The organism is Lactobacillus sp. ESL0791 (assembly GCF_029433255.1).
Lineage (GTDB): Bacteria > Bacillota > Bacilli > Lactobacillales > Lactobacillaceae > Lactobacillus.
The window spans coordinates 73,617-100,147 of record NZ_JAQTHU010000001.1; the positions used below are offsets into that span (position 1 = coordinate 73,617).

General features: G+C 36.0%; 26 protein-coding genes and 1 other annotated feature. Of the genes, 14 read left to right on the forward strand and 12 right to left on the reverse strand.

Going from position 1 to position 26,531, the window contains the following annotated elements; all coding sequences use genetic code 11:
• Positions 1-22: 22 nt before the first annotated feature.
• The 4 genes from PT285_RS00365 to PT285_RS00380 are packed head-to-tail and all read right to left on the reverse strand — an operon-like array spanning position 23 to position 3,471.
• On the reverse strand, positions 23-892 hold the full coding sequence (locus PT285_RS00365) for a lysophospholipid acyltransferase family protein (protein WP_277146887.1): 870 nt from the start codon (positions 890-892) through the stop codon (positions 23-25).
• On the reverse strand, positions 889-1,836 hold the full coding sequence (locus PT285_RS00370) for a glycosyltransferase family 8 protein (RefSeq protein WP_277146889.1): 948 nt from the start codon (positions 1,834-1,836) through the stop codon (positions 889-891). Before PT285_RS00370 ends, PT285_RS00365 begins: the two co-directional genes overlap by 4 nt.
• A gap of 30 nt (positions 1,837-1,866) precedes the next feature.
• Positions 1,867-2,697, reverse strand: a complete 831-nt coding sequence (locus PT285_RS00375; RefSeq protein ID WP_277146891.1) for a glycosyltransferase — start codon at positions 2,695-2,697, stop codon at positions 1,867-1,869.
• A gap of 9 nt (positions 2,698-2,706) precedes the next feature.
• Entirely contained in the window at positions 2,707-3,471 is a 765-nt protein-coding gene (locus PT285_RS00380) for a 1-acyl-sn-glycerol-3-phosphate acyltransferase (RefSeq protein ID WP_277146893.1), read from the reverse strand.
• A 118-nt stretch (positions 3,472-3,589) separates the two neighbouring features.
• Here PT285_RS00380 and PT285_RS00385 point away from each other — a divergent pair, with 118 nt between their 5' ends.
• From PT285_RS00385 to PT285_RS00395, 3 genes are all read left to right on the forward strand, one after another.
• Positions 3,590-4,018 carry a hypothetical protein gene (locus tag PT285_RS00385; protein ID WP_277146895.1) on the forward strand — a complete coding sequence of 143 codons (429 nt, stop codon included), beginning with the start codon at positions 3,590-3,592 and terminating at the stop codon, positions 4,016-4,018.
• Between the two features lie 86 nt (positions 4,019-4,104).
• Positions 4,105-4,812 (forward strand): deoxyribose-phosphate aldolase, encoded by a 708-nt coding sequence (gene deoC, locus PT285_RS00390; protein ID WP_277146897.1) that lies wholly within the window; start codon positions 4,105-4,107, stop codon positions 4,810-4,812.
• 109 nt (positions 4,813-4,921) lie between these two features.
• A complete protein-coding gene (locus PT285_RS00395; protein ID WP_277150550.1) occupies positions 4,922-5,632 on the forward strand; it encodes a GntR family transcriptional regulator in 711 nt (236 codons plus the stop codon).
• Between the two features lie 9 nt (positions 5,633-5,641).
• On the opposite strand, the gene PT285_RS00400 is transcribed toward PT285_RS00395, so the two are convergent.
• Positions 5,642-6,409: a DUF4097 family beta strand repeat-containing protein gene (locus PT285_RS00400; RefSeq protein WP_277146899.1), complete on the reverse strand. Its 768-nt coding sequence runs from the start codon at positions 6,407-6,409 to the stop codon at positions 5,642-5,644.
• A gap of 21 nt (positions 6,410-6,430) precedes the next feature.
• On the reverse strand, positions 6,431-7,501 hold the full coding sequence (locus PT285_RS00405) for a DUF4097 family beta strand repeat-containing protein (RefSeq protein ID WP_277146901.1): 1,071 nt from the start codon (positions 7,499-7,501) through the stop codon (positions 6,431-6,433).
• A gap of 326 nt (positions 7,502-7,827) precedes the next feature.
• Between PT285_RS00405 and PT285_RS00410 the strand changes: the two genes are divergently transcribed.
• The 11 genes from PT285_RS00410 to PT285_RS00460 all read left to right on the forward strand — a co-directional run bounded on the left by PT285_RS00410 (position 7,828) and on the right by PT285_RS00460 (position 18,275).
• Positions 7,828-8,232 carry a PTS sugar transporter subunit IIA gene (locus PT285_RS00410; RefSeq protein ID WP_277146903.1) on the forward strand — a complete coding sequence of 135 codons (405 nt, stop codon included), beginning with the start codon at positions 7,828-7,830 and terminating at the stop codon, positions 8,230-8,232.
• A 46-nt stretch (positions 8,233-8,278) separates the two neighbouring features.
• Entirely contained in the window at positions 8,279-8,767 is a 489-nt protein-coding gene (locus PT285_RS00415) for a PTS sugar transporter subunit IIB (RefSeq protein ID WP_277146905.1), read from the forward strand.
• Positions 8,768-8,770: 3 nt separating this feature from the next.
• Positions 8,771-9,559, forward strand: a complete 789-nt coding sequence (locus PT285_RS00420; protein ID WP_277146907.1) for a PTS sugar transporter subunit IIC — start codon at positions 8,771-8,773, stop codon at positions 9,557-9,559.
• Positions 9,549-10,382: a PTS system mannose/fructose/sorbose family transporter subunit IID gene (locus PT285_RS00425; RefSeq protein ID WP_277146909.1), complete on the forward strand. Its 834-nt coding sequence runs from the start codon at positions 9,549-9,551 to the stop codon at positions 10,380-10,382. Before PT285_RS00420 ends, PT285_RS00425 begins: the two co-directional genes overlap by 11 nt.
• A gap of 60 nt (positions 10,383-10,442) precedes the next feature.
• A complete protein-coding gene (locus tag PT285_RS00430) occupies positions 10,443-12,905 on the forward strand; it encodes an alginate lyase family protein (RefSeq protein ID WP_277146911.1) in 2,463 nt (820 codons plus the stop codon).
• A gap of 174 nt (positions 12,906-13,079) precedes the next feature.
• Positions 13,080-13,832, forward strand: coding sequence for an IclR family transcriptional regulator (locus PT285_RS00435; protein WP_277146913.1), 753 nt, complete (start codon positions 13,080-13,082; stop codon positions 13,830-13,832).
• An 80-nt stretch (positions 13,833-13,912) separates the two neighbouring features.
• Positions 13,913-15,088, forward strand: coding sequence for a glycoside hydrolase family 88 protein (locus tag PT285_RS00440; protein WP_277146915.1), 1,176 nt, complete (start codon positions 13,913-13,915; stop codon positions 15,086-15,088).
• A gap of 427 nt (positions 15,089-15,515) precedes the next feature.
• Positions 15,516-15,716: a hypothetical protein gene (locus PT285_RS00445; RefSeq protein ID WP_277146917.1), complete on the forward strand. Its 201-nt coding sequence runs from the start codon at positions 15,516-15,518 to the stop codon at positions 15,714-15,716.
• Positions 15,717-15,742: 26 nt separating this feature from the next.
• Complete coding sequence (kduI, locus tag PT285_RS00450; RefSeq protein ID WP_374211451.1) at positions 15,743-16,588, forward strand: 5-dehydro-4-deoxy-D-glucuronate isomerase; 846 nt, start codon at positions 15,743-15,745, stop codon at positions 16,586-16,588.
• Between the two features lie 24 nt (positions 16,589-16,612).
• The gene (gene kduD / locus PT285_RS00455) at positions 16,613-17,428 is read left to right on the forward strand and encodes a 2-dehydro-3-deoxy-D-gluconate 5-dehydrogenase KduD (RefSeq protein ID WP_277146921.1); all 816 of its coding nucleotides are present in this window, start codon (positions 16,613-16,615) and stop codon (positions 17,426-17,428) included.
• Positions 17,429-17,471: 43 nt separating this feature from the next.
• Positions 17,472-18,275 (forward strand): hypothetical protein, encoded by an 804-nt coding sequence (locus PT285_RS00460; RefSeq protein WP_277146922.1) that lies wholly within the window; start codon positions 17,472-17,474, stop codon positions 18,273-18,275.
• A gap of 126 nt (positions 18,276-18,401) precedes the next feature.
• Here the strand turns inward: PT285_RS00460 and PT285_RS00465 are convergent, their stop codons facing one another.
• The 6 genes from PT285_RS00465 to PT285_RS00490 all read right to left on the reverse strand — a co-directional run bounded on the left by PT285_RS00465 (position 18,402) and on the right by PT285_RS00490 (position 26,530).
• The gene (locus tag PT285_RS00465; protein WP_277150551.1) at positions 18,402-19,265 is read right to left on the reverse strand and encodes a MetQ/NlpA family ABC transporter substrate-binding protein; all 864 of its coding nucleotides are present in this window, start codon (positions 19,263-19,265) and stop codon (positions 18,402-18,404) included.
• 42 nt (positions 19,266-19,307) lie between these two features.
• Positions 19,308-19,548, reverse strand: a binding site (T-box leader).
• Positions 19,549-19,658: 110 nt separating this feature from the next.
• Entirely contained in the window at positions 19,659-21,227 is a 1,569-nt protein-coding gene (locus PT285_RS00470; protein WP_277146924.1) for an ABC transporter ATP-binding protein, read from the reverse strand.
• Positions 21,228-21,654: 427 nt separating this feature from the next.
• The gene (locus PT285_RS00475) at positions 21,655-23,721 is read right to left on the reverse strand and encodes a M13-type metalloendopeptidase (RefSeq protein WP_277146926.1); all 2,067 of its coding nucleotides are present in this window, start codon (positions 23,719-23,721) and stop codon (positions 21,655-21,657) included.
• A gap of 161 nt (positions 23,722-23,882) precedes the next feature.
• Positions 23,883-24,680: a DUF4097 family beta strand repeat-containing protein gene (locus tag PT285_RS00480; RefSeq protein WP_277146928.1), complete on the reverse strand. Its 798-nt coding sequence runs from the start codon at positions 24,678-24,680 to the stop codon at positions 23,883-23,885.
• Positions 24,681-24,709: 29 nt separating this feature from the next.
• Complete coding sequence (locus PT285_RS00485; protein ID WP_277146929.1) at positions 24,710-25,537, reverse strand: DUF4097 family beta strand repeat-containing protein; 828 nt, start codon at positions 25,535-25,537, stop codon at positions 24,710-24,712.
• 30 nt (positions 25,538-25,567) lie between these two features.
• On the reverse strand, positions 25,568-26,530 hold the full coding sequence (locus tag PT285_RS00490; RefSeq protein WP_277146932.1) for a DUF4097 family beta strand repeat-containing protein: 963 nt from the start codon (positions 26,528-26,530) through the stop codon (positions 25,568-25,570).
• Position 26,531: the final 1 nt, after the last annotated feature.

The following is a 26,531-nucleotide window of genomic DNA, read 5'->3' on the forward strand; positions in this document are numbered from 1 at the left end:
TCTATTAATATGCTTGTATTGGCTATGATTTCTTGGGCTGCCAGCCGGCAATATCCCAGGGAGTGAAGTCATAGGTGAGCTTTTTTTTGTATGCCTTTTCGTAGGCTGCTACTTTTTGCTGATAATCCTGTGCCATCATTTGTTTGGAAGTTTCATTGATACTTAGTGAAGTGTCAGGATAGATAGTTGGTAAAACATGGACAATGTATTTTGTCTGTAAAAAGTTAGGATGGCCTTTTTCAAATTTAGGTAAGGTTTGAATTTCGATAAAGGTGGAAATGACCGGGACATTTTGCTTAGCAGCATAATAATAAGCACCTCGCTGGAATTTGCGCGGCTTGCGGTAATTCCACCACATTTCCTGTTCAGGAAAGATGAGAACCCAATTATCTTTGTCTAAAGCATCATGAAGGTGCTTGGGAAATTCAACGCCGACATAACTGGTTGATTTAACTAGCGGAATTGTTCCCACGTAATTCATCAAATAGCTTAAAATTCCCGGTAATTTTAGGTTTGTATCTTCGATTACCATTGTTAGATGATGGTGCATCTTATGTGCAAGATGATTGATTGGCAGGGAATCAATTTGGTTAAAATGATTAGCCGTGATGATCGCTCCGCCTTGCGGTAAATGCTTCAGGTGCTCTAAATCTGTGAAAGTAGTGGTTCTTGTTAAAACATTTGTCAAAAGAGTGAAAAATGTCCGGCCAATTACATCGTTTGTTTTGCCAGCGATATTAGCTTGGTTTTGCCAAAATTTATTCACCAAGTCCGTTCGTTCCTGTAAAGACATAACGGGATCGCCAATTTCGACTTTCGCCGCAAAATCATGTCTTTCAAGCGCACGCTCAATGTTTGCAATTACTTTTTCACGGTCATCACCAATTATCATAAAGTTACAGGTCCTTGTTTTTTCACTCGCGCCCAATTTTGCGCGTCATTGATCGTTTTGTCTTCTTTAGCCAGCATATGATTTAATTTTTGCCGGTCATGTTCGCGTTCTTCTTCAGTATATTCATCTAAACCCCTTTTTAGTTCATCATAAAAAGGAGTTTCTTTTGCATTATCCCAGAAATATTCTTCGTACTGGATATTTTTAAAGTGCCATGGCTTAAAGAATAAATTGTAATGAATCAGGCTTGGCTTTGCCAGCGGTTCGGTGTTCTCATTAGGCATCGCATCCCATTTAGGATTGAGGTAAAAAATTCTGCCCTCAGCAATTTCGTTAAGGTAATCTTGGTCCGTAGCAATGCAGTCAAAGTGATATTTTTCGAGCAAATCAAAGAAGTGGTCAACAAAGTGTTCATTTCTGAATGCTAGACAGTTTAACACTAAGACACCGGAATTAATGTACTTCTTAGGGTCTAGCGCGAGCACATTTTTAATGTACAACTGCATCTTTTCCACATATTGAATCGATGTGTCCATTGATGCGGCGAAGAGATTATTGCCTAAGCCAGTATCATATAGTTTAGCGATATCATCATTGATAATTGTATCACTATCGATATAAATTGCCTTATCATATTCTGGAAAAAGGTCGGGGATGAACAAACGGTAAAAAATAGACATCGTAAAAAAGTCGGCTTTCAGGTAGTTCTCTTGGCGATTTTCAATTGGTTTTACGAGCTTGTCATCAACATAAAAAAATTTCACGTGCACGTTGTCAGAGCCTAAAGCCTTCAAAGCCTGCTGGTGCTCATCCGATATTCCCTGATTAAGAAAATAAACGGTGTAATCGTTGCTGGGACTAGTGTTCTTAACTAATGAATTGAGCGATACAGCCGCATATTTGGTAAAATCATCACTGATACTATAAAAAACTGGGATAGTCATAAATCTTCTCCTCTTATAATTTTTTCTATTCTAAAGATTATCTTTTAACTTGAGGTAAAGGTCAAGTAGATTATCGTATTCGTGCAGCTTGAGCACGCTGTGAATGCGGTTAACCTCCCATGGCTTAACCGTCTGGGTGTGGAAAAAGGGGAGAAAACGAAAACTGGTGGTAAAATGCTGAATGACTGTATTAGCTTTTAATTTGTATTGTTCGTTGTACTTGCGCGGAGCAATCCGTTTTTTACGGGCAAACTTGTTGAGTGCCGATTGGTCGGGCATCAGCATGTTTTTGACCTGCATCTTGTGCCGCACCTTGGCAAACAGCTTGGTCTGTTTGATTTCCTTCATGTTGAAAAGCAGAACGCCAGAATTGACATAGTCAAAGGCTCGGTGCTGATGGTGATTATGGAAAAAGAAACGGCCCCAATAATCCAGAACACCGACAAATTCAATATTAGTTAAATCTTGGTTATAAAAATCTATTAGGTTTTTGCGGACAATCACGTCGTCATCAAGATACAGAATTTTGTCAGGGATCTGCGGCAGCTGGTCTGCGAACAGCCGCAGCATCGCGTAAGGGGTGAAGCGTGAATCCATGTTGAAGATCGGTGGCTCTTTGATAAATAGTCCGGTGCAATCAATTAGTTTCAACGTGTTACGTGGATTTTTTTTGCGTAAAAGTGTCGCCAGATAATCAGCGGCATGTTTACTGAAAGGTTTAAACTTGCGCTTATAGCTTAATGTATACATGCTTAAGATGTATACATGAAGTTCCTTAGCGCCGGAGTTTTTTAATAAGGATAAAATGGCAATTAGGACGCCGTCTTCAGCGTTGTGGTCGCCACAGAAAAGAATATTCATGAAATTTCCTTAGTTTATTTTTTGATAATTGTAATATTGGTAATTGCTGAGCCTGCTTCGATTATTGAGGGTCTGGCTGATCTGGTCGTGCAGCTTGTTCTGTGCGGCTTTTTTAGGCAGATTTTTGTCGGGATAAAATGGTCCATCAAGATAAATTGTTATCCAAGGTTTGGTGCCTCGGTTCGGCCGCTGATAGGTGGTAGTCATGGCAAAACTAGGCCGGTTAAGAGCCACCGGGAAATGCATACTGGTAGCAGGAAACGGACGGATCTTGGTGTAGCAGGGCCAAACATGGGCCTCGGGATAAATGGCGATTATTCCTTTTTTTGTTAAAATCACGTTTTTAATGGCACTGAGCAGTTTGCCCATTTGCACCATATCATCACCAACGGGCAGCCCGGCGTAAGGCAAAATGTATTTGCCAATAATTGGGATGCCCCAATTTGCCTGGGATGCAAGGACATAATAGTTTTTACTAGGGAAAATTATTAGCGGAAGAAAGGCATCGCCGACAGGCTGTGTATGGTTGCCATAGACAAAATAGCCTTGATCATTGACTAAGCTGATTTTGTCTTTTCCAACAACTTGGACGTGTAAAATTTTAGCATATAGCAGAGCAAAGGCATGAGCTACCGGCCGCATTGACGTTGACCAGATTTTTGCACCTAAAGAATGTGGTAAAATCTCATAATTGTCAGGTAAATGTAAATCTTGATTTTTGCTGTTGACTACATCGTCAGTCAGTTTATGATAATAATAGCTTTTTTTAGTCATGAAAGCCTTTCTTTTTTATAAAGGTTATTAGGTAATTTTATCATGAAAAGCATGAGATGAAAAAGCGGGCATAAAGAGCTAGACTTTTTATGTTGAAAATGATAGGAGAAATATGGGTATGTTTGAACCAGTCAGTATTATTTTTATTGCGCTTGGGTTAATCGTTACGATAATGAGCCTGCTTAACGATAAATCAAAAGTTGATTATCTTTTCTTAGGAGTTCTTCTGCTAGTAATGGCAGGATTATTTTTATTAGAATTTCCTTTCTGCAGCGTTGTAGTGCGACCAAAACTGCTGCTAGGAATTGGGGTTGCGACAATTTTTAGCCTGATATTATTAGCAGTCGGCAAGATTAAAAAATTGAGTTTGCAGCTTACGAAAAGCAATCTTTTGGCTGCCAGCGCTATGTTCAGCATCACTGGCGTAATTTTGCTGGGACTATTGCTTGGCAATAATTACCGCGGCGGCTTGGCTGCGATGATTGTCCCAATTGCAGTGGTACTGGTTGGTATGCTGCTTCTGCTGTATGCTAAAACTAAAAAATAATTTAATTGTAATTACATATTACAATTGATTAGTTACAATTTTCCTTTTATAATTATTATGTAATGACATAAAAGGAGAAAACGACAATGAGATATACGATTGATGATTTTGCACGTTTGATTGACCACACGAATTTGCATGCCGATGCCACCGAAGCAGATATGAAGAAACTGTGCGATGAAGCCAAGAAATATCATTTTAAGATGGTTGCGATTAATCAGGTGCAATCAAGGTATTGCGCTGAACAATTGCAAGGAACTGATATTGATACGGGGGCAGCAATTAGTTTTCCTTTGGGGCAGACCACGGTTGAATCAAAGGTTTTTGATACGAAAGATGCTATCAAAAATGGTGCCAACGAAATTGATTATGTAGTTAATCTGACTAAGGTACGCGATCATGATTGGGACTACATTGAGGACGAGATGCGGCAAATCGTTGCTGCATGTCACGAGAAGAACATCCCGTGTAAGGTAATTTTTGAAACATGTTACCTAACCAAAGACGAGATCAAGCAGCTGGCACTGATCGCCAAGAAGGTTGAACCCGATTTTGTTAAAACCTCAACCGGTTTTGGCACCGCTGGTGCGAAGGTTGCAGATGTTAAGTTAATGAAAGAAAACGTTGGCGACCAGGTTAAGGTTAAAGCAGCTGGCGGTATTCGCAACACCGATGACTTTTTGGCGATGATTGCTGCCGGTGCTGAGAGGATCGGTACCAGCTCAGGTGTGAAAATTATTGAGACCCTTAAGAAGCGGTTTAAGGCTGACGATATTAGCTCATTAGATATTTAAGAGATGCAAAAATCAATGCTGCTTTTACTGATTAGTGAGCAGACATTGATTTTTTTTGTTATAGTAACCCTAATTATTAATTGAAGAAAGAAGGATTAGCGTGGCCAAGATGCAGCAGCCCAAGTATCAGTTAATTGCGGATGATCTTTTAAATAAAATTCAAACCGGGGTGTATCCGCAAAACACCTTGATCCCACCGGAAATTGAATTAGCAGAGCATTATCAGGTGAGCAGGCCAACTGTGCGGCAAGCCATTTCTAAGCTAGTCAATCAAGGTTATTTGGAAAGGCGGCGCAAACGGGGCACGCTGGTTAAACAAGCAAAAATTGAGCAGGAATTTACGCATATAATTGAAAGTTATAGTACGGAAATGAGTGCCAAGGGAATTTATCCCAAAACCAACTTGCTTTATTTTCAGGTAGAAAAAGCTAACGAAGAGGTCAGCAAAAATTTACAGATTACAGCACAGGCTCTAGTTTTTAAAATCGTGCGCTTACGCTATGCTAACAAACAGCCAATCGTTTTAGTAACAACTTATGTGCCGCAGGAACGGGTACCGGAACTGCAAAATTATGATTTGGGGCAAGTTTCTTTATATGAGACGCTAGAAAAGTATCAGTTAAAAGTAACCCATGTTATTAGAAAACTGGAAGTGCTGGAAGCCGATGAAACAACGGCGAATCTGCTAAATATTTCGCTGAATAAGCCGATCTTTTATTTTCATACTCAAGGTCTGACAAGTGATGAACGGCCGATTGAATATTCGATTGCTAAGTACCGGGGCGATTTGAATTCGTTTATGATTGATGTGCGGCGCTAAGTCCAATTACTAATTAATTTTGATATTGCCGTTAACTGTTCTAAGTGCCAAAGTATTGTTGTCATCATTGTCTGTAGCAAAATGTTTACCTACCTTGCTGCCATGATAAATGATTAAACCGACAACAGTAGATATATGGTAGCTCACGTTGTTGCTTGTTTCCTGCAGCTTAACGCTGCCATTTGTTAAATCAATAATATTTTGACCAAGAAATTTATTTCCGTCTAGATGAACGCTGCCGTTTTGTAATGTTGCCCTGATTGTCATTTGGCAATCGGTGATATTAAGACTGCCGTTCTGCAGGCGGGTATTAAATTGTGTTAACATTGCGTGGTCGAGCGTAATTGAACCGTTTGCTGCCTCAAGATTTAATGCTTGAGTGATGTGCACATTGGCTAACTTGCTGGAGCCGTTTTTTCCTTTGAGATCGACTTGTCCGCATGTTAAATCTACTAATTTAAGGCTGCCATTCACGTTTGTTCCAGTAATTTTACTTAGTGTGGCGTCTTGGGGCACGATGATTTCAATCTTTAATTTGATAATCCCCGCATTAAAACCAAAACCTCTCTGGTTTTGTTCAGTAACGACTAATTTTTGCTTGTGTACCTCAGCGCTAATCGGATAATCTTCATAATCGGTTATGATCACTTGGTAGTTGCTGCCGGGGTGAACTTCCACGCTGGCAATCTGCAAGTCTAGCAAAATATCGGTAAATGGATCAACGTCTAGGGTGCGTTCTCTGTTTGGTTTGCTTCCGAAAAAATTAAATCTCATCATTATTCCTCCAAAATTTAAAAGCTAATTAATGCTGATGTCGCCATCAGTTGTTTTTATTTGTAAATAATCAGTGCTGTTTGCCTTGATGCTAAAATCGTTGCCGACGTCTTTTCCTTGATAAGTAATATCGCCGTCAATTGACTTGGCTTGATAATTAAGCTTGTTGCCGATTCCAATTAGTTTTGCATCCCCATCGTTTAGCTTAATCATGTTGTTGCCCTTGAAATTGTTGTGTTCAGCATAAAGATCGCCATCGTTCGACCGTAAATTTAAGTTAAGCTGATTTTGGTGAAAGGCGATATCCCCATCAAATATCTCAAGATTAAATTGTTTAATGAGATTATGACGAAGAGTTATATCGCCATCACGCATAACAATTGCGCCATTGTCAATTTGTGCTTGCGTAATAGCAATGTCGCCGTCATTGGCTTTAACGGTCAAATCTTGGTCAATTTGAACATCATATAAATCGAGGTCGCCGTCTCTTTGTTCAAGCTGAATATCTTGCACTTTAATATTGTTTATTCTGATATCTCCTTCATAGTCATAACCGGAAAGCAAAGCCAGTGGGAGATTGTCAGGTATGGTAATTTCAACCATTAGGGTCGGGGTGTGGATTCCAATAAAGACTCCGAAACCAATTGTTGCTGCCACTTTTTGTTCAGTGATGATTAAAGTATCATCGACAACTTTAGTTGCGATTGGATGGTTATCGAATTCTGCGACTTCAACCTTGCATTCCGTTCCGTGATGAATTGTAATGTCTGCTGTCTGCAGCTCGAGCTTGATTTTACTAAAAGGCTCTGGCTGAAATGTGTGAGTACGAAGTGTATTTCTTTCAACGTGAAAATTATGGATATAAGTATCAAAACCATATTTACCAACTCTTGCATTTGCTTTAGTCTTATTTAAAATTTCCTGTGCTAAATCTTCCGGGCTGCCCAATACAAGCTTAATTTCAGCTGCGTCATTTGGTTTTTCGTACTCTAAAAATGTACGATAGTAATCCAGTGCTTGCTGGCGTTCTTGCTCTGGCAGTTCTGTCAAAGCAGCATCTAATTCTTTGATGTAATTAGCAATCATTTCGTCCATTTTGCGGCCTCCATTATTTATAATCTTAAATCAATCTTTTTGTTACCCTTAATTAAAATATATTTTGCTGAAAAAACAAGACGTTTTAACTAAGTGGTCGCTGAAATTGACTAAGTGGTCAAAAAAGAAGACTAAAAATCCGCAATCGTGATGACTGCGGATTTTTGCATAAACAAATTTATTTTAGCGTAATGTCCCAAACGGCCTTCTGTATCAAAGCTAATTATTTTTATTAAAAGCCATTGCAATTTTTGGAAGCGTATTTATAATAATAATTAGATAAATAAGAAATATAATTTCTTATTTAGAAAAAGAGGTGAGGAAATATGACAAGAAAAATATTTTTAGTTTCTCATGGTAATTTTGCAAAGGGGATGAAATCTTCAATAGAAATGATTGCTGGAAAATTTGATAACTTGTTTTCATTTGGATTACAGCCAGGTGGTAATCCAAATGAATTAGTCAATCAAGTTGTGAGTAATTTTGATGATTCTGATGAGGTGATAATTTTAGGTGATTTAAAGGGGGGAAGTGTTTGTAATGCAATGTTGGCTTTATCCTTAAGGAAGAATGTGACGTTAATAACAGGAACCAATTTAGCGTTAGCACTGGAAACAGTACTAAGGAGTAATAATGACGAATTGGATGAAGATATTATAAAAGCGAAAGATAATATTGAAAAGCTTGAAATTAAACCGCAAAAAAATAATGAAGAAGATTTTTTTAGTTAAAAATTTAAATATTATTTAAATATTATATAGAAACATAGGTGACAAAATGATTAAGATGCTAAGAATTGACGATCGACTTCTTCATGGTCAGGTTGCAGTAACATGGTCAAAAGAATTAAAAGTTAATCGGATTATTATAGTTAGCAAATCTGCTAGTGAAAATGAAATTCAAAAAAGTGCTTTGCAAATGGCCGCACCTGAGGGAACTAAGGCATTTGTAATGGATGTTGATAAAGCAGCTCAATTACTTAATGATCCTCGTGCACAGGCATTACGAATATTAATAGTTATGGAACATATTGATGAAGTAGTTGAATTGCTGAAAAAGCTAAATAGTATTCCTGAAACATTGGATATTGCAAATTACGGCAGAGTAGCTGGATTAATCGGTAGAAGTAAAGTAACGGATACAGTTTATTTAAATGACAATGAAAAAAATGCTTTTAAAAAATTATCAAAAGATAATTATAAATTTATTTATAGGCCATTACCTGGAGATTCAGAAAAATCTTTAGATAAGTTATTGGAGGTATAAGTTATGTTAATGAATGCAATTGGAGTCGGTTTAGCATGTATGCTAGTTAAATGGGGCAACTGGTGGGGCATGATGGGATGGGATCGTCCTATGATGGCCAGCACAATTACGGGAATTCTATTGGGGCATCCTACTGAAGGAATAGTTATTGGTGCATCATTGGAATTAGTATATATGGGGACACAATCAATGGGAGGAGTTTTACCTCAAGATTATGCTATTGGCGGTGTCTTCGGTTCTGCATTTGCAATTTTAATTGGGGCCAAGATGTCCGTTGCTGTGGCTTTATCAATACCATTTAGTATGTTGGGAACTTTACTTTATGACTTATTTAAATTTATTCCAACTGCTTGGACAACAAAATTTCAAGAATATCTGAATAGGCATGATATTAAAGGCTTTAAGCGTTTATGGGATTTACAAGCAACAATTTTTTTGACAATGTGGTTTCTAATTGGTTTTGTAAGTATTTTAGCAGGTACAACTGCTATTAAATCACTCGTGAGTGCAATTCCACCTGTAATTCAAAACTCACTAACAGTCGCTGCTGGCATGTTACCAGCATTAGGTATGGCATTGCTGTTAGTTACGCTTTGGGACAAAAAATTAGCACCTTACTTTTTTATTGGATTTGGTTTAGTTGCATTTTTCAAAGGAACTTTAATTGAAGTAGCTTTCTTGGCCACAGCTATTGCTCTTATTGTTGCTGTTAGTGAATTAAATAAGATACAAGGTGTAAAGAGAAGTAGTGTACAACAAACAGAAGAGGAGGATTTTTTCGATGACAAATAATGCAGGATTTTTAACGAATAAAAAATCAGAAAATAAATTTTATAATAATCTATTTTGGAGATCTCAGTGGTTGATGTTTTGTACTTCATACACTAAACAGCAGGCTGTAACTTTTTCATGGGTTTTAATTCCATATTTGGAAAAAATCTATGGTAAAGACAGTGATGCTTTTTACGATGCAATGTTACGTCATCAGGACTTCTTCAACACTAATGTAACTTTGGCGCCCTTTGTTATGGGACTGGTTACATCAATGGAAAAAGAAAATGGGGAATACGGAATTGATACTCAAAGTATTAGAGCGATTAAATCAAGTTTGATGGGACCTTTAGCAGGTATTGGTGATTCGTTGATCTCTAATTGTTTGAGATTAATTGCAACTGGTGTGGCAATTGGCTTCTTTAAAGAAGGTAGTTGGCTCGGTCCTCTTTTGTTTATGTTAGTTTATGATATCCCTAACTTTGGTTTGAGATGGCTATCAGGAAAATATGGTTATAAGTTAGGCAATAGTTTTATTGTAAAAGCCATGAAATCCGGCACTTTAAAAATTATTACCAAAGTGGCTTCAATTATTGGTCTAATGATGGTTGGTGCAATGACAGCCCAATATGTAACATTTAATACAATTCTTAAAATCAAGACTGCAGGGCAGATATTAAATATTCAAAGTATGTTTGATTCGATTTTACCAGGTATACTTCCATTGGCTTTAGTTTTAGGTTGCTTCTTTTATTTGCGTAAAAAGAATAAACCTGTTCGAGTACTGCTTACAATAGTCGCTTTGGCATTTGTGTTAACAATAATTGGATTTACAGGTGTGTAATTTAAAATGGTCAATTTAATTAAGATGTTTTAAGAAATCTACTAAATGATAAGGGGTTTTATGATGTTAAAACATAAATTAAACTTTATTAAATGGCTTATGGCCATTGCTTTAATTGCCACATTTATTACTATCCCAGAAAACATTAATGCTGAAAGTATAGAGAATGTATCTATAAGTAAAACTAATATACCTAATAATTTTAGCAATTTTCGTATTGATCAAGGATTACCTGTAAAATATATAAAAATTCAAGTGCCTAAGCAGAACGATAATTTTTTAAAGGTTAAGACGGATAATACGTTGGGGTATGTGAATAAAGCAGATGATGCAACTACTTTTGCAATGTATCTAACTAAACCTCAAAGCTCACTGGGATATGAGATAGAGCCTAGTATTCAACTTCAGGATGCAAAGAACGGTAAATTTTTATCAATTCAGTCTTATAAAAAGAATAGTGATTTCTTTAATAAAATCACAAATAATTTTTTTAGAATCATGGCTACTGCCAATACGGCAGGTTATAATGAACGCTTTTATTCAGATTATAATTCAAGTAAAAACGAATATACTGTAAGCAGCCATTTGGAAACTATAAGAGATGATAAATCCTTTAAAACGTATTATGTTACCAGTTCACAAACTTCAGGTTTAGTATCAACTACTGCAAATACCGAACCGGAATACTACAAATTTATTTCTGCAGAACCTGAAGGAAAAATTCAGATAATTAGTGATACAGTAAATAATTATGCCAATATTTATTGGAAGGGACTAAGGAGTGATAAACCAGCTAATTTTTCGATTAATAAAAATGTAAAAATTAATAAAAAGGGCAATCTATTTTCTGCACAGGTTCCATTAACTAAAAAAGTGAAAAACATTGCAATTAAGTATCATAGGCGTGGTAAATCGCAAATGTCTGGAAAAGTTAAAGTTAAACTAATGCTACATCCAGGAATTCATGTAAATAGTGCTGAATTAACTACAATGAAAAAACATATTCAAAAAAAGGAAGAACCGTGGTATTCAGATTATTTATTACTTAAAAATACTGTAGCCTATCATCAAAGCGAAGCTACTTTTGTCCCTAATGCTTGTGAAGCAATTGGTCGTGGTGATCAACCTTCATCAAATAATATTAATTATTTTGAAACATCGGGTAATGCAGCTTATTTTAATTCTTTAGAATGGGTAATTACTGGTAATGATAACTATGCCCAAACTGCAGTTAAAATTCTTAATTCATGGGCTAATAAGCTTAAAGTTTTAGATGGTAGAGATAGAATTCTAGGTGCCGGACTGAATTGTGTCAAGTTTGCGACAGCTGCAGATATTCTTTCATCTTATAAAGGTGGATATAAAGGATATAGCAATACTGATCTGCAGCAGTTGCGTAATATGTTAATTAATGTTATTTATCCCGACCTGCAAGATGCAGGAGTGGCAATGATTGCAAATGGGAACTGGGATTTAGCGGCTATTGAAGGATTAATTTCAATTGGAGTGGTTTGTGATAACTATCAAATATATCAACAAGCATTACAACTGGAAAAAGATCCGTTTATTAATGGCTCAATTAATAATTATATTAATAACTTAGGCCAATGTACTGAAGCTGGGCGAGACATGGCACATGCACAATTGGGTATTGGATTGACAGCTGAAGTATTTCAAGTAGCTAGAAATCAAGGTGAGAATCTTTTCGGTTTGTATGATAATCGATTAGCTAAAGCTTCTGAATGGCTCGCTCAATATAATTTGACTTTTAAAGCTCCGAGTTTTACACCATTAAATAATATATTTGGTAGAAAAGATGAATTTAGTTATTGGGATAAATTGGATAGCCAATCTATTAGTAGAGGAGAACTTAGGCCAATTTATGAGATGATTCTTTCAGAATATAATTCTAAAAAGATCAATTTATATTGGACTAAAAAGGCAGCAAAGTCAATGAGACCACAGGGGTTTGTTAATACGGATAATTATAACTTTGATACATTAACTTTTTATAAAGGCCCAGCGGAACATGATTCACCTGTTTTTAAATTAAGGCAAAAAGTTGAACCTTGGTACAATAGAAAACGAACAAATGCGACTGATACTATTTTAGATTACGAACCGTATCCGTCTTATTATAGCTGTGATCAAAATGGTAAACTGTTTGCGGATAAGCGCTTTGAACAAGCAGATAAATTCAAGTTAATAATTAATCCAGAAGGGACAGTGTCTATTTTAGATTTAAATAATAATAAATATCTTAATGTTATGTCATCTTTGGATTCAAGTGCTACCAGCGTTGCGGTAACTGTGACTGCTTCTAGTATTACTGATGAGTCTAAATTCAATTTGATATCTAATGGACTAGGTTTTTATTCTTTAACGCCTAAACTATGTAGTTCTAACTTATTAGAATCAGTAGTGTTAAAAGATAATAACGTCCAACTGGTTGTTGGTCACAATTCATTATTACCAAGTGTTGCAAATCAGAATAGATTTATTTTTATGTATTTAACCGATTGAAATATAAATTTAAAAATAGTTTAGCTTTTAAGGATATTATGAAGTATTAGCTTTCTTAATCGTATATGCTTTATAATAGTTTAAATAGATGTTTTATTGGTAATTATTGCTAAGAGATGCTGACTAGTTTATCAATAAATACAATAGTAGAATTTTATAATAAGGACTGTAGTAATGGAAGCTAAACTATATGGAACTGTTTTATTGAAAGCTAAGGTTATCATGAATGTGTTGTTAGAAGCTAACGGAGGCTTAACACTGGATGAAATATCATCTAAAGCAATAATTCCTAAACCGACAACATTTAAAATACTAAAAACATTAGACTATATTAAATTTGTGAGAAAAGACGCTGCTGGAAAAAAATATTTTTTAGGAACGAAGATGATTGGCTACGGAAATAAAGCATTAAAAGGATTTGATATAGTTTCTTTAAGTAATCCATATATCAAGCAACTTAGTGAGGTAACCAATGAAACAATTAATTTGGGTATAGAAGAAGATTTTAAAGTAATTTTACTTAAAAAAATAGATAGCAGACAGCCGATTAATCTTAATTCCAGAGTAGGTGGTTCGATGGAACTTTATTCATCTGCAATGGGGAAAGCTATTCTGGCAACTAAGACAGATGAAGAACTGGACCAATATTTTTCTGAAGTACAATTAAAACCGTTAACCGATAATACAGTTACAAGTATTAATGAGTTACGACAACAAATTATACAAATAAAAAAAGATAAATTTGCACTTGAAAATCAAGAAAACCAAGATGAAGTTGTTTGTATTGGAATAGCTATTGAAAAGTATGGGAAATTATTTGGTGCTATTAGTATTAGTATTCCTGAATACAGATTAAATAATTTTAAACTTGCAGATTTAGAAAAATTGATTATTTCTGTTAAAAATAAAATCACGAAAGCAATTTAAGAGGCTAGTGTAAAAGTGTTTATACATAATTTTTTCTTTAAAAAAAGAAATCAAATTTCTTATTTAGAAAGGAACGTGACATGTACGAAAAATTAAAATATGGTCAAGAAATTAACACAGAAAATTTTGTTTCCAGAGATCAAATAATTGCTGCAATTAAAGATGTACTCAAGCATATTGATCTTAATATGACATACTTTGGGTTAGAATTTCCAACTCCGAACACATTTTCAGGTCAATATAAGAAAATGTTGAATACAGAATGGACTAATGGATTTTGGACCGGAATACTTTGGTTGGCTTATCAATACAGTCATGAATACAGATATTATGATCTGGCTATAAATAATGCAAAATCGTTTGCTAATAGAATTAATCACCAGGTTGCTGTTGACAATCATGATCTAGGATTTCTATACACAACTTCCATTGTTAGTGCATACAAGATTACACATAATCCTAAATTTAAACAAATTGGTCTGAATGCCGCAGAACAGTTAACAAAACGTTATCAGCAGAAAGGAGGGTTTATCCAAGCTTGGGGTAAGATGAAAGGCGAAGATAATTATCGTTTAATTGTTGATTCGTTAATGAATATTCCACTTCTTTATTGGGCGGAGTCGGTTACAGGAAATTCTAAATTTGGTAATATGGCAGATTCACATTATACGCAGGTAGTGAAAACGATTGTTAGAGATAATGGATCAACATATCATACATTTTATTTTGATAAGAATACAGGTTTACCGTTAAGAGGTGCTACTCATCAAGGTTATAGCGATGATTCTAGCTGGGCAAGGGGACAAGCATGGGCTATATATGGAATCTCTTTGCATTATAAATATCGTAAGAATAATAAGGATATGGCAACTTTTGCAGGAGTAACAAATTATTTTCTTAATCGTTTGCCAAAGGATTATGTGCCTTACTGGGATCTTATATTTGGAGATGGTGATAAACAACCACGTGATTCATCCTCTGCAGTGATTGCAATTTGTGGAATAATGGAAATGCTTAAATATCTTCCTGAAAGTTATGAGAATAAATATAAGTATGAAATCATGCTTCATAAAATGATGAGCTCAATAATAAATAATTACGCAAACAAAAACTTTATTGCTGGAGCACCGTTGTTGGACCATGGGGTTTACTCCTGGCGTGCAGGTAATGGTGTTGATGAAGGAAATTTATGGGGCGATTATTTTTACTTTGAGGCACTAATCAGATTTTATGAAGATTGGTATGTTTTTTGGTAAAGATTGTAAAGCTGTTAAGAGGCCTTGAATAGGATGAATTTGTTGAATATTGTGTTAATAATTATACTTACTGTTACTGTATTGCTTTATTTGGTTGTTTTTCCATAATTACGTCACAAAAGTATAGAAAAAAGTAGAAATTATGACAGTAATTGATGTAGTTGAATCCAAAGATAAGCATATTCAATCTGATAATTGGATTTTTGCGCCAGAAATTAATTGTAAAAAATAACTTAATAATAGTTTTGTGATTACTATGAAGACCGATGAATATGAGTTATTTTGTTCTCTTCGGAATAGTCAGTTAGAAGAACAGATGTATTCACCACGTTATAATCAATTGTAGAAAACTTCAAAATTAATTTTATCCATACAGTTTGTAAACAATAATCTTGCGTACACTGTTTTAGGCAAAAAAAGTAGTTTAGTGGATGTTCATTATTGTAACTCTAAACGCAATGGTGAAATAGTTCATGATGATATTCATAGTTATGGCCTAGAAATTGATTTAACAAATAATCATCGGGTAATTATCAATATTCAACATGAAAACACAATTATGGGCAACAAGTTATATATAGTTAATGGTATTCCCTGTTATGGTGATGTTTCTGTTACTTATGAATAATAATTTAAGAAAGAAGTTTTATTAAAATGAATTTAAAAATGAATATGAATTATGCACATAGTCCGGAAGACGTTAAACATTATTCAACTGATGAATTAAGAAGTCAATTTTTGGTACCTAAGGTTTTTGAGCCTGGGAAGATCAATTTAACTTATACCTACAATGATCGAATGATTCTTGGTGGTGTTATGCCAACGGAAAAACCATTAGAAATCGTTCTGAGCAAAGAATTGGGAGTTGAATTTTTCTTACAGCGCCGTGAATTAGGAGTGATCAATTTAGGAGGTGATGGCACTATTGATATTGATGGCGATAGTGAAGCAATGACTAAGCATGATGGGTATTATGTTGGTCAAGGCCATAAGCACGTCATCTTTAGTTCAAATGATTCAAAAAATCCTGCGAAATACTATGTTGTTTCAACACCGGCACAAAAATCTTACCCTGATAAGAAACTGTTGTTTAAGGATGCTTTGGCAAAAGAACTTGGAGATCAAGAGCATATGAATAAGCGAACCATTTATAAGTATATTGATGCTTCGCAAATGGATACTTGTCAATTGCAAATGGGCTATACGGTTTTGGAACCAGGTTCTGGTTGGAATACGATGCCAGCCCATACTCATGCTCGCAGAATGGAAGCATATCTTTACTGTGAGTTTGCAGAACCTGATACAAGAGTATTTCACTTTGTTGGTAAACCAAGTGAAACAAAGGATATTGTAATGAAGAATGAACAAGCAGTAATTAATCCAAGTTGGTCAATTCACTGTGGTATTGGTACTACAAGTTATTCATTTATCTGGGCAATGTGTGGTGAAAACCAAACCTATGATGATATGGATTGGATTTCAATGGATGAACTTAATTAATTATATTTGATGGAGGTTATAAATATGGCACAATCTAAAGAAGAAATTAAAAGAAATGAACAAGCATTGGATAAGTTTAAGATGAATTTATTCGACTTAACAGGTAAGGTAGCAATTATTACGGGGGGGAATACTGGCTTAGGGCAAGGCTATGCAGTTGCCTTGGCAGAAGCTGGTGCTGACATCTTTATTCCAACTTTTGGCACATTAGAATGGGATAATACACGTTCAATGATTGAAAAGCGTGGTCGTAAAGTTGAGTTTATGGATGTTGACTTAACTAAGCCGGGTATTCCGCAAAAAATTGTTGAAAAAGCAATTGACATTTTTGGTCATATTGATATTTTGATTAATAATGCTGGTATGATTAAAAGGAATCCAATTCTTGAATCAAAAGATGAAGATTGGCAAAAAGTTATTGATATTAACTTGAATGCTGTTTATTACATGTCAATGGCTGTCGCTAAAGTAATGGCTAAACAAAAATCAGGTAAGATTATCAATATTGGTTCAATGCTGTCTTTCCAAGGTGGTAAGAATATTCCATCTTACACTGCTTCTAAACATGGTGTTGCTGGTTTAACTAAGGCACTTGCAAGTGGCTTGGGTAAATATAATATTCAAGTTAATGCAATCGCACCTGGCTATATTAAAACTGCGAACACTGCTCCGATTCGTGCTGATAAAGCCCGTAATCAGGAAATTTTGGATAGAATTCCTGCAGAGCACTGGGCAGAGCCATCTGAATTAATGGGCGTTGCAGTGTTTCTTGCATGTGCAGCTTCTAATTATGTTAATGGTATTATTTTGCCGGTTGATGGTGGTTACTTAACTAGATAATGATTAAAAGCGACAGAAATGTCGCTTTTTTAAAGGTAGCAAATTGAAGATAGAGATAGTTTTAAAAGACAGTAAAAATAAGTTAGTAAGTGCAGCTTCTGAAGATGATTTATGTGTTTTATCATTTAAAAAAAGGTATCAATTAAACGATTTCTATGAAGTAAAAGTATCTGAATATCCATGTTATTTGGTTGTTCAAATGGATCCAATTCTTAATCCAACTTTACTTTATATGTCAAAAAAAGTATGGCAATACAAAATACCCTTTAGCTTAGAAAGACATACGGCACTGCCAGACGGAGCTTTCTGTGGTGAGCATCATTATGTTTGTGTAAGAAAGGCTAGTGAAACAGAAATAACTGAATATCGTAATCTGGCTTATAATCCGCATGATCAAAAAGATGCATCTGGTGGTTATCCCCATGTTTCTGCTAATGCTGAAACTAGGGGAGAAGAACCATTCTTGGCAAAGAACGTGATTGACGGTTATTTAGCTAATAATAATCATGGAAAATTTCCGTTTCAGTCATGGGGAATAGATGCCAAAGATAATGCTGAATTAAAATTAGATTTTGGAAGACAGGTAAATATCGACAAAATAGGTATTTTGCTTCGAGCAGATTATCCGCACGATAGTTATTGGACACAAATAAATGTCTCTTATTCGAATGGTGATGATCAGAAAATTAATTTAATTAAAACCAATAAAATTCAGTATTTTAAGGTTAATGAAGCAACTGTTAAATATTTAAAATTAAATAATTTGAAACGTGATAAAACATCAGATCCAGGAACATTTCCTTCTTTAAGCCAGTTAGTAGTCTTAGGTAAAAATAAATTACAATGATAAGTATTTTAAAAATTATTTATTTAATCCAAACTGTAAAATTCTTTTAAAATCTAAAAATAAAGAATAAGAAAGCGTAGCAGATCAACAATACGAAGTAAACTGCTACGCTTTTTATAAGTAAATTTATTTTAACGTAATGTCCCAAACGGCTTTTTGCATGTCGCTGTAATATTTGCGATAGAGCTTCTTAGTTTCTTCGGTTTGGTAAGCTTTAACAACGTTCAGGTAATCAGGATCTTTGGCATCTTTTTTGTTAGCGCAGATGTTATTAAATGCACCAGCAGAATCCTTGTTGATTGGCTCAATGAAAATTGTTTGCTTTTTGCCGAGACCGGCAGGAACGGCAAAATCATTGTTGACGATCACAGCATCAACTGAATTGATTACACGAGCACATTGCTCGTCGCTGACTTCCTTGATTTTTAAATTATGCGGATTTTTGGTGATGTCAGCAATTGTTTTTAGTTTTTTATCCTTAGTCAGATCAATTAAACCGGCATTCTTTAAAACATACAGAGCACGTGATTCGGTTGCGGCATCATTAGGAATGGCAATTGTCGCGCCTTGGGGCAGCTGGCTTATTTTATGGTACTTATTTGAGTACAGCCGGATTGGTGCGATGTAGGTTTTTCCAATGGAAACAATGTTAGCGTGATTTTCTTTGCTCCAAGTGTGCATGAAGGTTGTGGTCTGAATGGCGTTCAGATCAATTTCACCATTTTTCAGTGCCTTATTGGGCTGATTATAGTCGGTAAAGGCTTTAGTCTTGATAATGATGCCGTATTTTTTCTTGGCGGTTTGGGCAATATGCTGCCAGATAACATGTTCGGGCTTGCTGTCGCCGACAACGCCGATGGTTACGACACGATCGTGATGCGGCTTGCTTGCCGGGCTGCCCGCCGGGCCGAAACTGAACCAGCCAGCAATTACTAGGACAACTGCGGCAATTACGCCAATGATAATATTTCTCGTCTTTTTGCTCATAATAATATCCTGTCTTTTTCTATTAAAAAAGGCACCCGTCCCTAATAAAAGGACGAGTGCCGTGTTACCACCTTTAGTTTATTTATTGCTCACGCAACAAATCTTGTTGACTATCAAAATTAATAGTCTGCAATGAATAACGGTTGCAAGCCCGCTGTCAGCTGAATATCACCGGCAGTTATCATTCAAAGCCCATGTTCATCATTATTTGCCTGCTGATTTTCAGCCTGCCATCAGCTCTCTTTATTGGCAAAACAATAATTACTCTGCTTTTCAAGATTTTAAATTATCATGATGCTAATTTAGCATGGTATTTTAATGCTGTCAATTAAATTTTTTGTACAAAAATATTCTATTAGCATTATTTATCACCGGGATTAATTGTAAAGTCAGATTTTATAACTCAATAATTTTATCAAACATTTTTTGTTCATCCGCCGTAATATGATGAGCAACTTCGATCACAGTGCCAGGATTATCATGTAATAAAGTGTTGTGAATCTGCTTTGAGAGCTTGGCATCTAGGGACGAGGTAGCTTCATCCGCTAAAATTATTGGCCGGTTAGCTAGCAATGCTCTTGCAATTTCAATCCGTTGCTTTTGCCCGCCAGACAGGTTACTGCCCTTCGTTTTAACAAGATAATTCCAGCCTTTTTCATGAATTAAGTGGCTTAAGCCACTTAGTTTAGCTATTTGATTTAACTGGTCATCACAGATACTTACTCCCAAAGTAACATTGTACTTGATTGTATCGTTTAAAATAACTGGGTCTTGCTGAATATAACTGAAATAATTATGTGCTTGTTGCCAATTTCCAGCCATATTCTTACCATTAATTTGATAGCTACCCTTATTTATTTGATTAATTCCCATTAAAGTATTGAGAAGAGTGGTTTTACCCCATCCTGAAGGAGCCATCAAAAGTACCTTTTCACCAGCAGTTACCGTAAATGACACGTTATTAAAAATCATACTTTTATTAAATACGACTGTTGCATTTTCAACGCTTAAGTCAGTAAATGTAAGCTTATTCGCTCCCATATTAGCGTGTACTTTTAACTTGGAAATTATTTTTACTAGTTTATCCCACATAGGTTTGGCCAACTTAATATTATTCAAATAATAGAAAACCGAAATCAATGGGTTAACAAAATTATTTGATAGCTGGCTAATCATCACCAAAGTACCTAAAGTAATATTTTTAATACTAACTAGGTAAACACCAATTGCCGTTGGCACCAAAGTTATACAAGTGTAAGCTATTATTTCAACCGTTTCATTCGTACAGCCCTTAATTAGATTAAGCTGCCATAAACTAGTCTCCATTCCAGCAGCCTTGTTCATAAATCTGTGCCAAACGCTGCTTTCCCGGTTGTAGATTCGAGCACTGTTAGCGATATTCTCGGTTTCCTTTGTGACTTCAGTATAAGCGCTGTTTTCTGCTTCCCAAGTTTGCGACTCACGTTCAATCGTTGGACCCAGTAATTTTTGCACTAAGCCAGGACCAAAGGAGGCAACTAAAAATATCAAAGTTAACGGGATAGAACTGACTAGCGCTGTAACTAACGCTGCGATAAATTGAATAACACATAAAATTATTTCTAATTCAGATTCAACCTTATTTAATTCTACTTGCTTTAAATCATTAGTAAAAAACGAAGTATCTAACGCAACTTCGGGATGAGCATTATAAATTAAATATTCACTGCTGTATTTTTTGAATTTTAAATTAACGTCTCTGACAATCATGGAATAATAGCGCTCATAAGCTAGACTGCAGCCGTAAAAAAACACCATTCCTAAAACCGCAATAACAACTATTTTAATTAAACTTTCTGTTGGCTTAGTAATCCAGTTCATTAATTTTTGGGTTACTAAAGCCAAAAAAACTAGTTGTAAAGCCTTTAGTACCGAAAACAAAAAATATAAAACTAGATCGCTAAATTTTGCATATTTCAAAGCCATAATTTTACTCCTTAACACATAATGTCACGTACAAAATCTAGTAATAAACTTGAGCTATGTGAAAGGGCATTGATTTTGGCTAGCTTAAAAACTTTTTCCATAATGTCGTTTAATAATCTGCTTCGTATTATGCTGGGAAATTGCACCATGAACGTACCTTTAGTTAACAGCCGCTGTAGCAGTAACCATGATCTAGTTTAGGAGATGGAACAAAGCTTTCCTTGTCACTTAATCTTATTTTTAGCTCAATTTTAGTTATATATTTTTCATTTTTATCACCTTATGATATCGATCATATTCTAAATATACATCATTTTTTAATAAAGTAAATTTTTCCAAGTACATGTTCGTCACCATTTGCCTGCTGCCTTGCACCATATGGCAGCTCTCTGGATCGGTAAAAGTGCTGTTCAAGATGTTTAAATTATTACCAAATATGTACACGTTTTTTGGGTGCTAGCCACATACCATCACCTGGTTTTACCTTGAAAACCTTGTAAAAATCATTCTGACACTGGGCTTGAACATTAATGCGGCATGGGTTAGGAGCATGCTCTTCGGCTGAAATATAATTCTTGATTGTTTTATTTGTTGTTTTTACACGCGCGCTGCGAGCGTAACTGATAAATAATTCTTTTAGACTGACATGCTCTTGTTTGGCTGCTTCAATTGCTACTGATAGACCACCTTGATCAGCAATATTTTCGGGAACTGTTTGTTTGCCATTTACTTTGGCAGGTCCGTACTTGATGCCGTTAAAAAGTTTAGTTTCAGCTTTAACCCGCTTTTGAAATTCAGCATAGTCTTTTTTAGTCCACCAGTTATTTAGACTGCCAAATTCATCGAATTTAGCACCATTGTTATCAAAGGCATGAGAAATTTCATGATCGATAGTTGTGCCAATGCTACCCAAATTGGCGGCGTGACTTTGCTTTTTGCTATAAAAAGGTGCTTGAAGACCACCAGCAGGAAGAGTTATATCGTTCGTGCTTGAATTATACATGGCATTATCTTCATCTCCAGCCATGTGCCAGATGCTGCGATCTACTGGTTTAGATAATTGGGATAAGTTGTCCTTGATCATAGCGACATTTAGTGCACGGTCACTGGCATATAAAGTTCCGCCCTGACTTTTTGGAGTGATTGTCAAGTTATCATAATATGCTGGTACTTTATCTGGATAACCAACTTTAATAGTCATAGCTTGTAACTTGGCAATTGCTTTCTGTTTAGTTTGGGCTGATAACCAATTATTTTTTTCCAGGCGTTCTTTGTAAATTTGTAATATTTCTTTAACCATAGAAGTAACGTCTTTTTTAGCTGAGGTCCCAAAATATGTTTGACCATAGTAGATTCCGATTACATCATCAAAGTCATCATTGACCTTTTCGAAGGCTTGCATTTTTGCTGTTGGTAAGGATTTTTGTCCGGTTAACGCCCTAGTAAAAGGAAAGCTGGCCTTTTGGAATTTTTGCGAAAGGTCACCAGCTGCATTATTGATAAATTTAACAATTAACCAGCCTTTGAGTTCTTCAAAGTCAGCCGGATTAAGTAACTTGTTGATATTTTTCAAAAAGGCAGGCTCATTTACGATAATTTGGTCGGATTCTTGACCAACTGTTTCGTGTAAAAACTGCTTAATGTCAAAGTCCTTAAACTTAGTGGTAAAATCTTTATCGGATACCGGATTGTAGCTGCTAGGAGAATCGCTGCTTGATGCAGCTGATTTAATGGTTTTAGCTAATTTATGTTCATACTTAAGCGCGCTTTCTGTATAATTGGTAGCTTTAGTTTTAGATACGCCGGCCATTGTCAGCAGCTTGATTGATTGTTTCTTTAAGACTTCAAGCGGTTGTTTAGAATTGGGGTCACTGTAATTATTTGCATCTGGTAAAAAGGTATCAGTAGGGTCAAAATAAAGTGCATTTTTTTGTGCGTTCTTCGCATCCTGGTAAACACCAACAGTAAAGGGTAAATCCATGCCGTTATTAAATAAATCGGCGGCTTTAGTGTTAAAATCGGCAAAATCTTTGATGCCTTCAAGTTTAGCTAGATCGTCCATAATTGGTTTAGCGCCGTCACGGTTACGTTTTTTCATGTCCTCGGCTTGCTTATATACCGCAACAGCCTTAGCAAAGTCGGGAACATTTGGCAGTGTCTTTTTGCCGCTAGCAAAAGCAGCCATGTCTTGCTGTAATTCTTTATTTATTTTAGTGTTAACTTCGCGTGTAGAGCTAATCGTTGGGGCGTCTGCGGGAATTTTAGCTTTTTTCATCCATTTGGAATTGACAGCTAAATAGAGGTTGTCTTGAGGTTTTATGCCAACCTTAGCTCTAGTTCCGTCACCGCGACCGCCGCGTGTATCTGTTATTTTCTTTGTTTTAGTTTTTGCTGCGAGGGCGATTAGGTTAGCATTTGCGCTGATTGGAATAAGTGGACTAACTGCCATGATAGCTGCTGCAATAGTAATTACCAATTTATGCTTTTTATTCATGTCATGCTCCTTTTAATATTTATACAAGCTAATCAATTTCAATGTTGCTGTCGTAAGAATTAACTTCAATCAGATTTTTGCTGTCGGCAACTTTTTTATCATATTTAACTGTTAAGTTGCTTAATTTCATTTTCAACCTTCATTTATAATCTAAAGAATAATCAGTTAATCACAATACTGCCCATGTCGGCATCAACTGCCAGTGAATTCTTACAGCCGGCAATCTTTTTCTTGAAATTATGGCCTTTTCTGCTGCCTAAGTACTTAATACTGCCCGCGTCAACGGACAAATCGTAGTTCATTTTTTTAGCCTGTTGCATTTTAAAACTGCCGGCATCAAGCGAAAAAGAATTGCTTCCTAAAAAGTTACTGTGATCTATTTTTAGGCTACCGGCGTCTAATTCACCGTCACTATTTGTCAAAGTTGAGTTACTGATTTTCAAACTGCCAGCATCAAGATTCAGGTCGAATTTCTTGGTTACCTTAACTGTGTCTAATGTTAAACCGCCAGCGTCTTGTTCAACTGTTAGATTTTGTACATTTAGATACCATAGATTAACAGCGCCAGCATCAGAATAATTGGCAATTTTGGTTAATTCTGTTCCGTAGGGAACAATAATCACGACTTGATTATCAGGCTCATTAATAAATGGTTTGATATGAACCATGTGTTGCCTACGCTTTTTAGGCTGTTCAATTAATAGCTTCTGGTTGACCACTTTGGCAGTGATGGGCTCGTGTTTTGTACATGCTATTTTTACTTTATCAACATTGCCAGAATGAATATCGACATTAGCGTTGTAAGTGTTTAGTTCAATTTGCGTGAATTTTCCTGGGCGGATTGTATCGCTCATTCGATTTTGACTAGAGTTGCTGTAGCCATGATTGACTAGGCCGACAGCTGCCAAAACTAAACCACTGATTAGAACAACGGTGCCGAATTTATATGCTTTTTTCATGAATTTACTTCCTCCTATTATTTAAAAAGTTACTCGATTGAAATGTCACCAAAAGAAGAGTCCACCACGAATGAATTTTTGCTGCCTTTAACTTTATGGATAAATTTATTTCTCTTTTCAGTATCAAAGAAGTCAATTTCACCATCCCTGGTTGTCAACTGGTAACTGCTGTCACGAGAAGCTTGATCCAACTCAAAATCTCCTGTATCTAAATAGAAGGCAAACTTGCCTAGCATTTGACTATGACTAATTTCTACATCGCCGCAATCACTCTGGCAGGTAAGGCCATTTAACTGTGAACCGGAAATATCTAGATCGCCGCCATCGATGTTCAAGGTGCTTTTTTGCTTTATTTTGGTGTTGGTCAGTTCGCAGTCGCCTGTATCGCTGTTAAAAGTTAGGCTCTGTAAGTGCAGATTTTCCAGTTCAAAATCACCAGTGCTACTTTTACCAGTAATTTTGCTTAAGGCATTTTTGCTGGGTATGGTAATATCAACCAAGCCCTCGTTATTTTGCAGGCGGTGGTTAAGTTCGTCCTCGCTAACTTCTAGTACGCCTTGATGAACTTTGGCTGAAGTCGACATATTGTGATTTTCAGTAATTCTTACTTGGTAACGATTGCCGGGATGGATGTGGACGTCAGCGGTCGAAAGATCCAGCTTAATTTGGTTAAACTTGGCTAGATTGACAATTCTGCTCTTGGATCTTTTGTAATTGTCATGCGTTTCGCTTTGCGGATAATCGTCAGCGCGATGCCACGGATAATTGTGCTGCACGTCGTGGCTGATTAAACCAGCGGCTATTAGAATCAAGCCAATGATGATAATGGTTGTTGCAATTTTGACAGATTTTTTCATTATTTACCTCTTAACTAAAAAATTTGGAAATTACGACAATGAAATGTCGCCGTTGACAGTTTTTACGTTTAAATGATCCTTATTGTGTTCAATTTCTCTGATAAAATGTGAACCAACATTTTTTCCGTTATATTTAATTTCTTCATCGTCAGTGCTGGCAGAATAGTTAAGTTTATTTTGCACGTTTCTCAACACAAAATCTCCGTCAGCAAGTGAAAATGAGTTGTTATTAAACAATTTGCTGGTCGTAATTAATGCATCAGTAGCACTTAAATCAGCTGTGACGGTGAGCTGACTGCGGTTAATGACTAGTTTTCCGTCGGTTATCTTAAGGTGCAGTTTTGCTAATTGGGATTTAGAAATTTTGGTGTTGCTGTCTTGAGCAGTGATGCTGCCGTTAATTAAATGCGTATCAATGATTGTCAGATCACCGCTGTTAAATTTGAGCATAGTCTTTTCGTTTGCCTTAATATTAGATAATTCACCTTGGCCAGCATTATTAATCAGCTCTAACTGGTTAGTTGTCAGGTTGCTAAGTGAGAAGTCTCCGGCATCGGTTTGCAGCGATATTTTACTTAATGTGATTGCACTCGGAACCGTGATGTTGATATTGATTTCCGAATCCCTGTTTAACCAACGCGTACCGGACTTTTGTGTGATGATCAGCGTATCGTTAACGGTTTTGGCTTTGAGTGCCATTTTTTTGTTGTCGGTTATTTCTACTTGGTATTTTTTACCCGAAGCAATGTGAATATTAGCTTCATTTGTAGTTGCTTTGACTTGTGTAAAAGCAGCTACCTTGGCTTTATAAGTTCGGCTAGGAATATCGGGCTCCTCCACTTTTTTATCTGGTTTTGGGTGCTCTTTGTATACATGCAGTTCGCTTAAGCTGTTGCCGGTAATTGGCTGTAGGCCGTTACTGAGTTCGCCGACGATTAACAGAATAAGACCAATGATTAGGGTAATAGCGCCTGCCCTGTAAAAGTTTTTCATG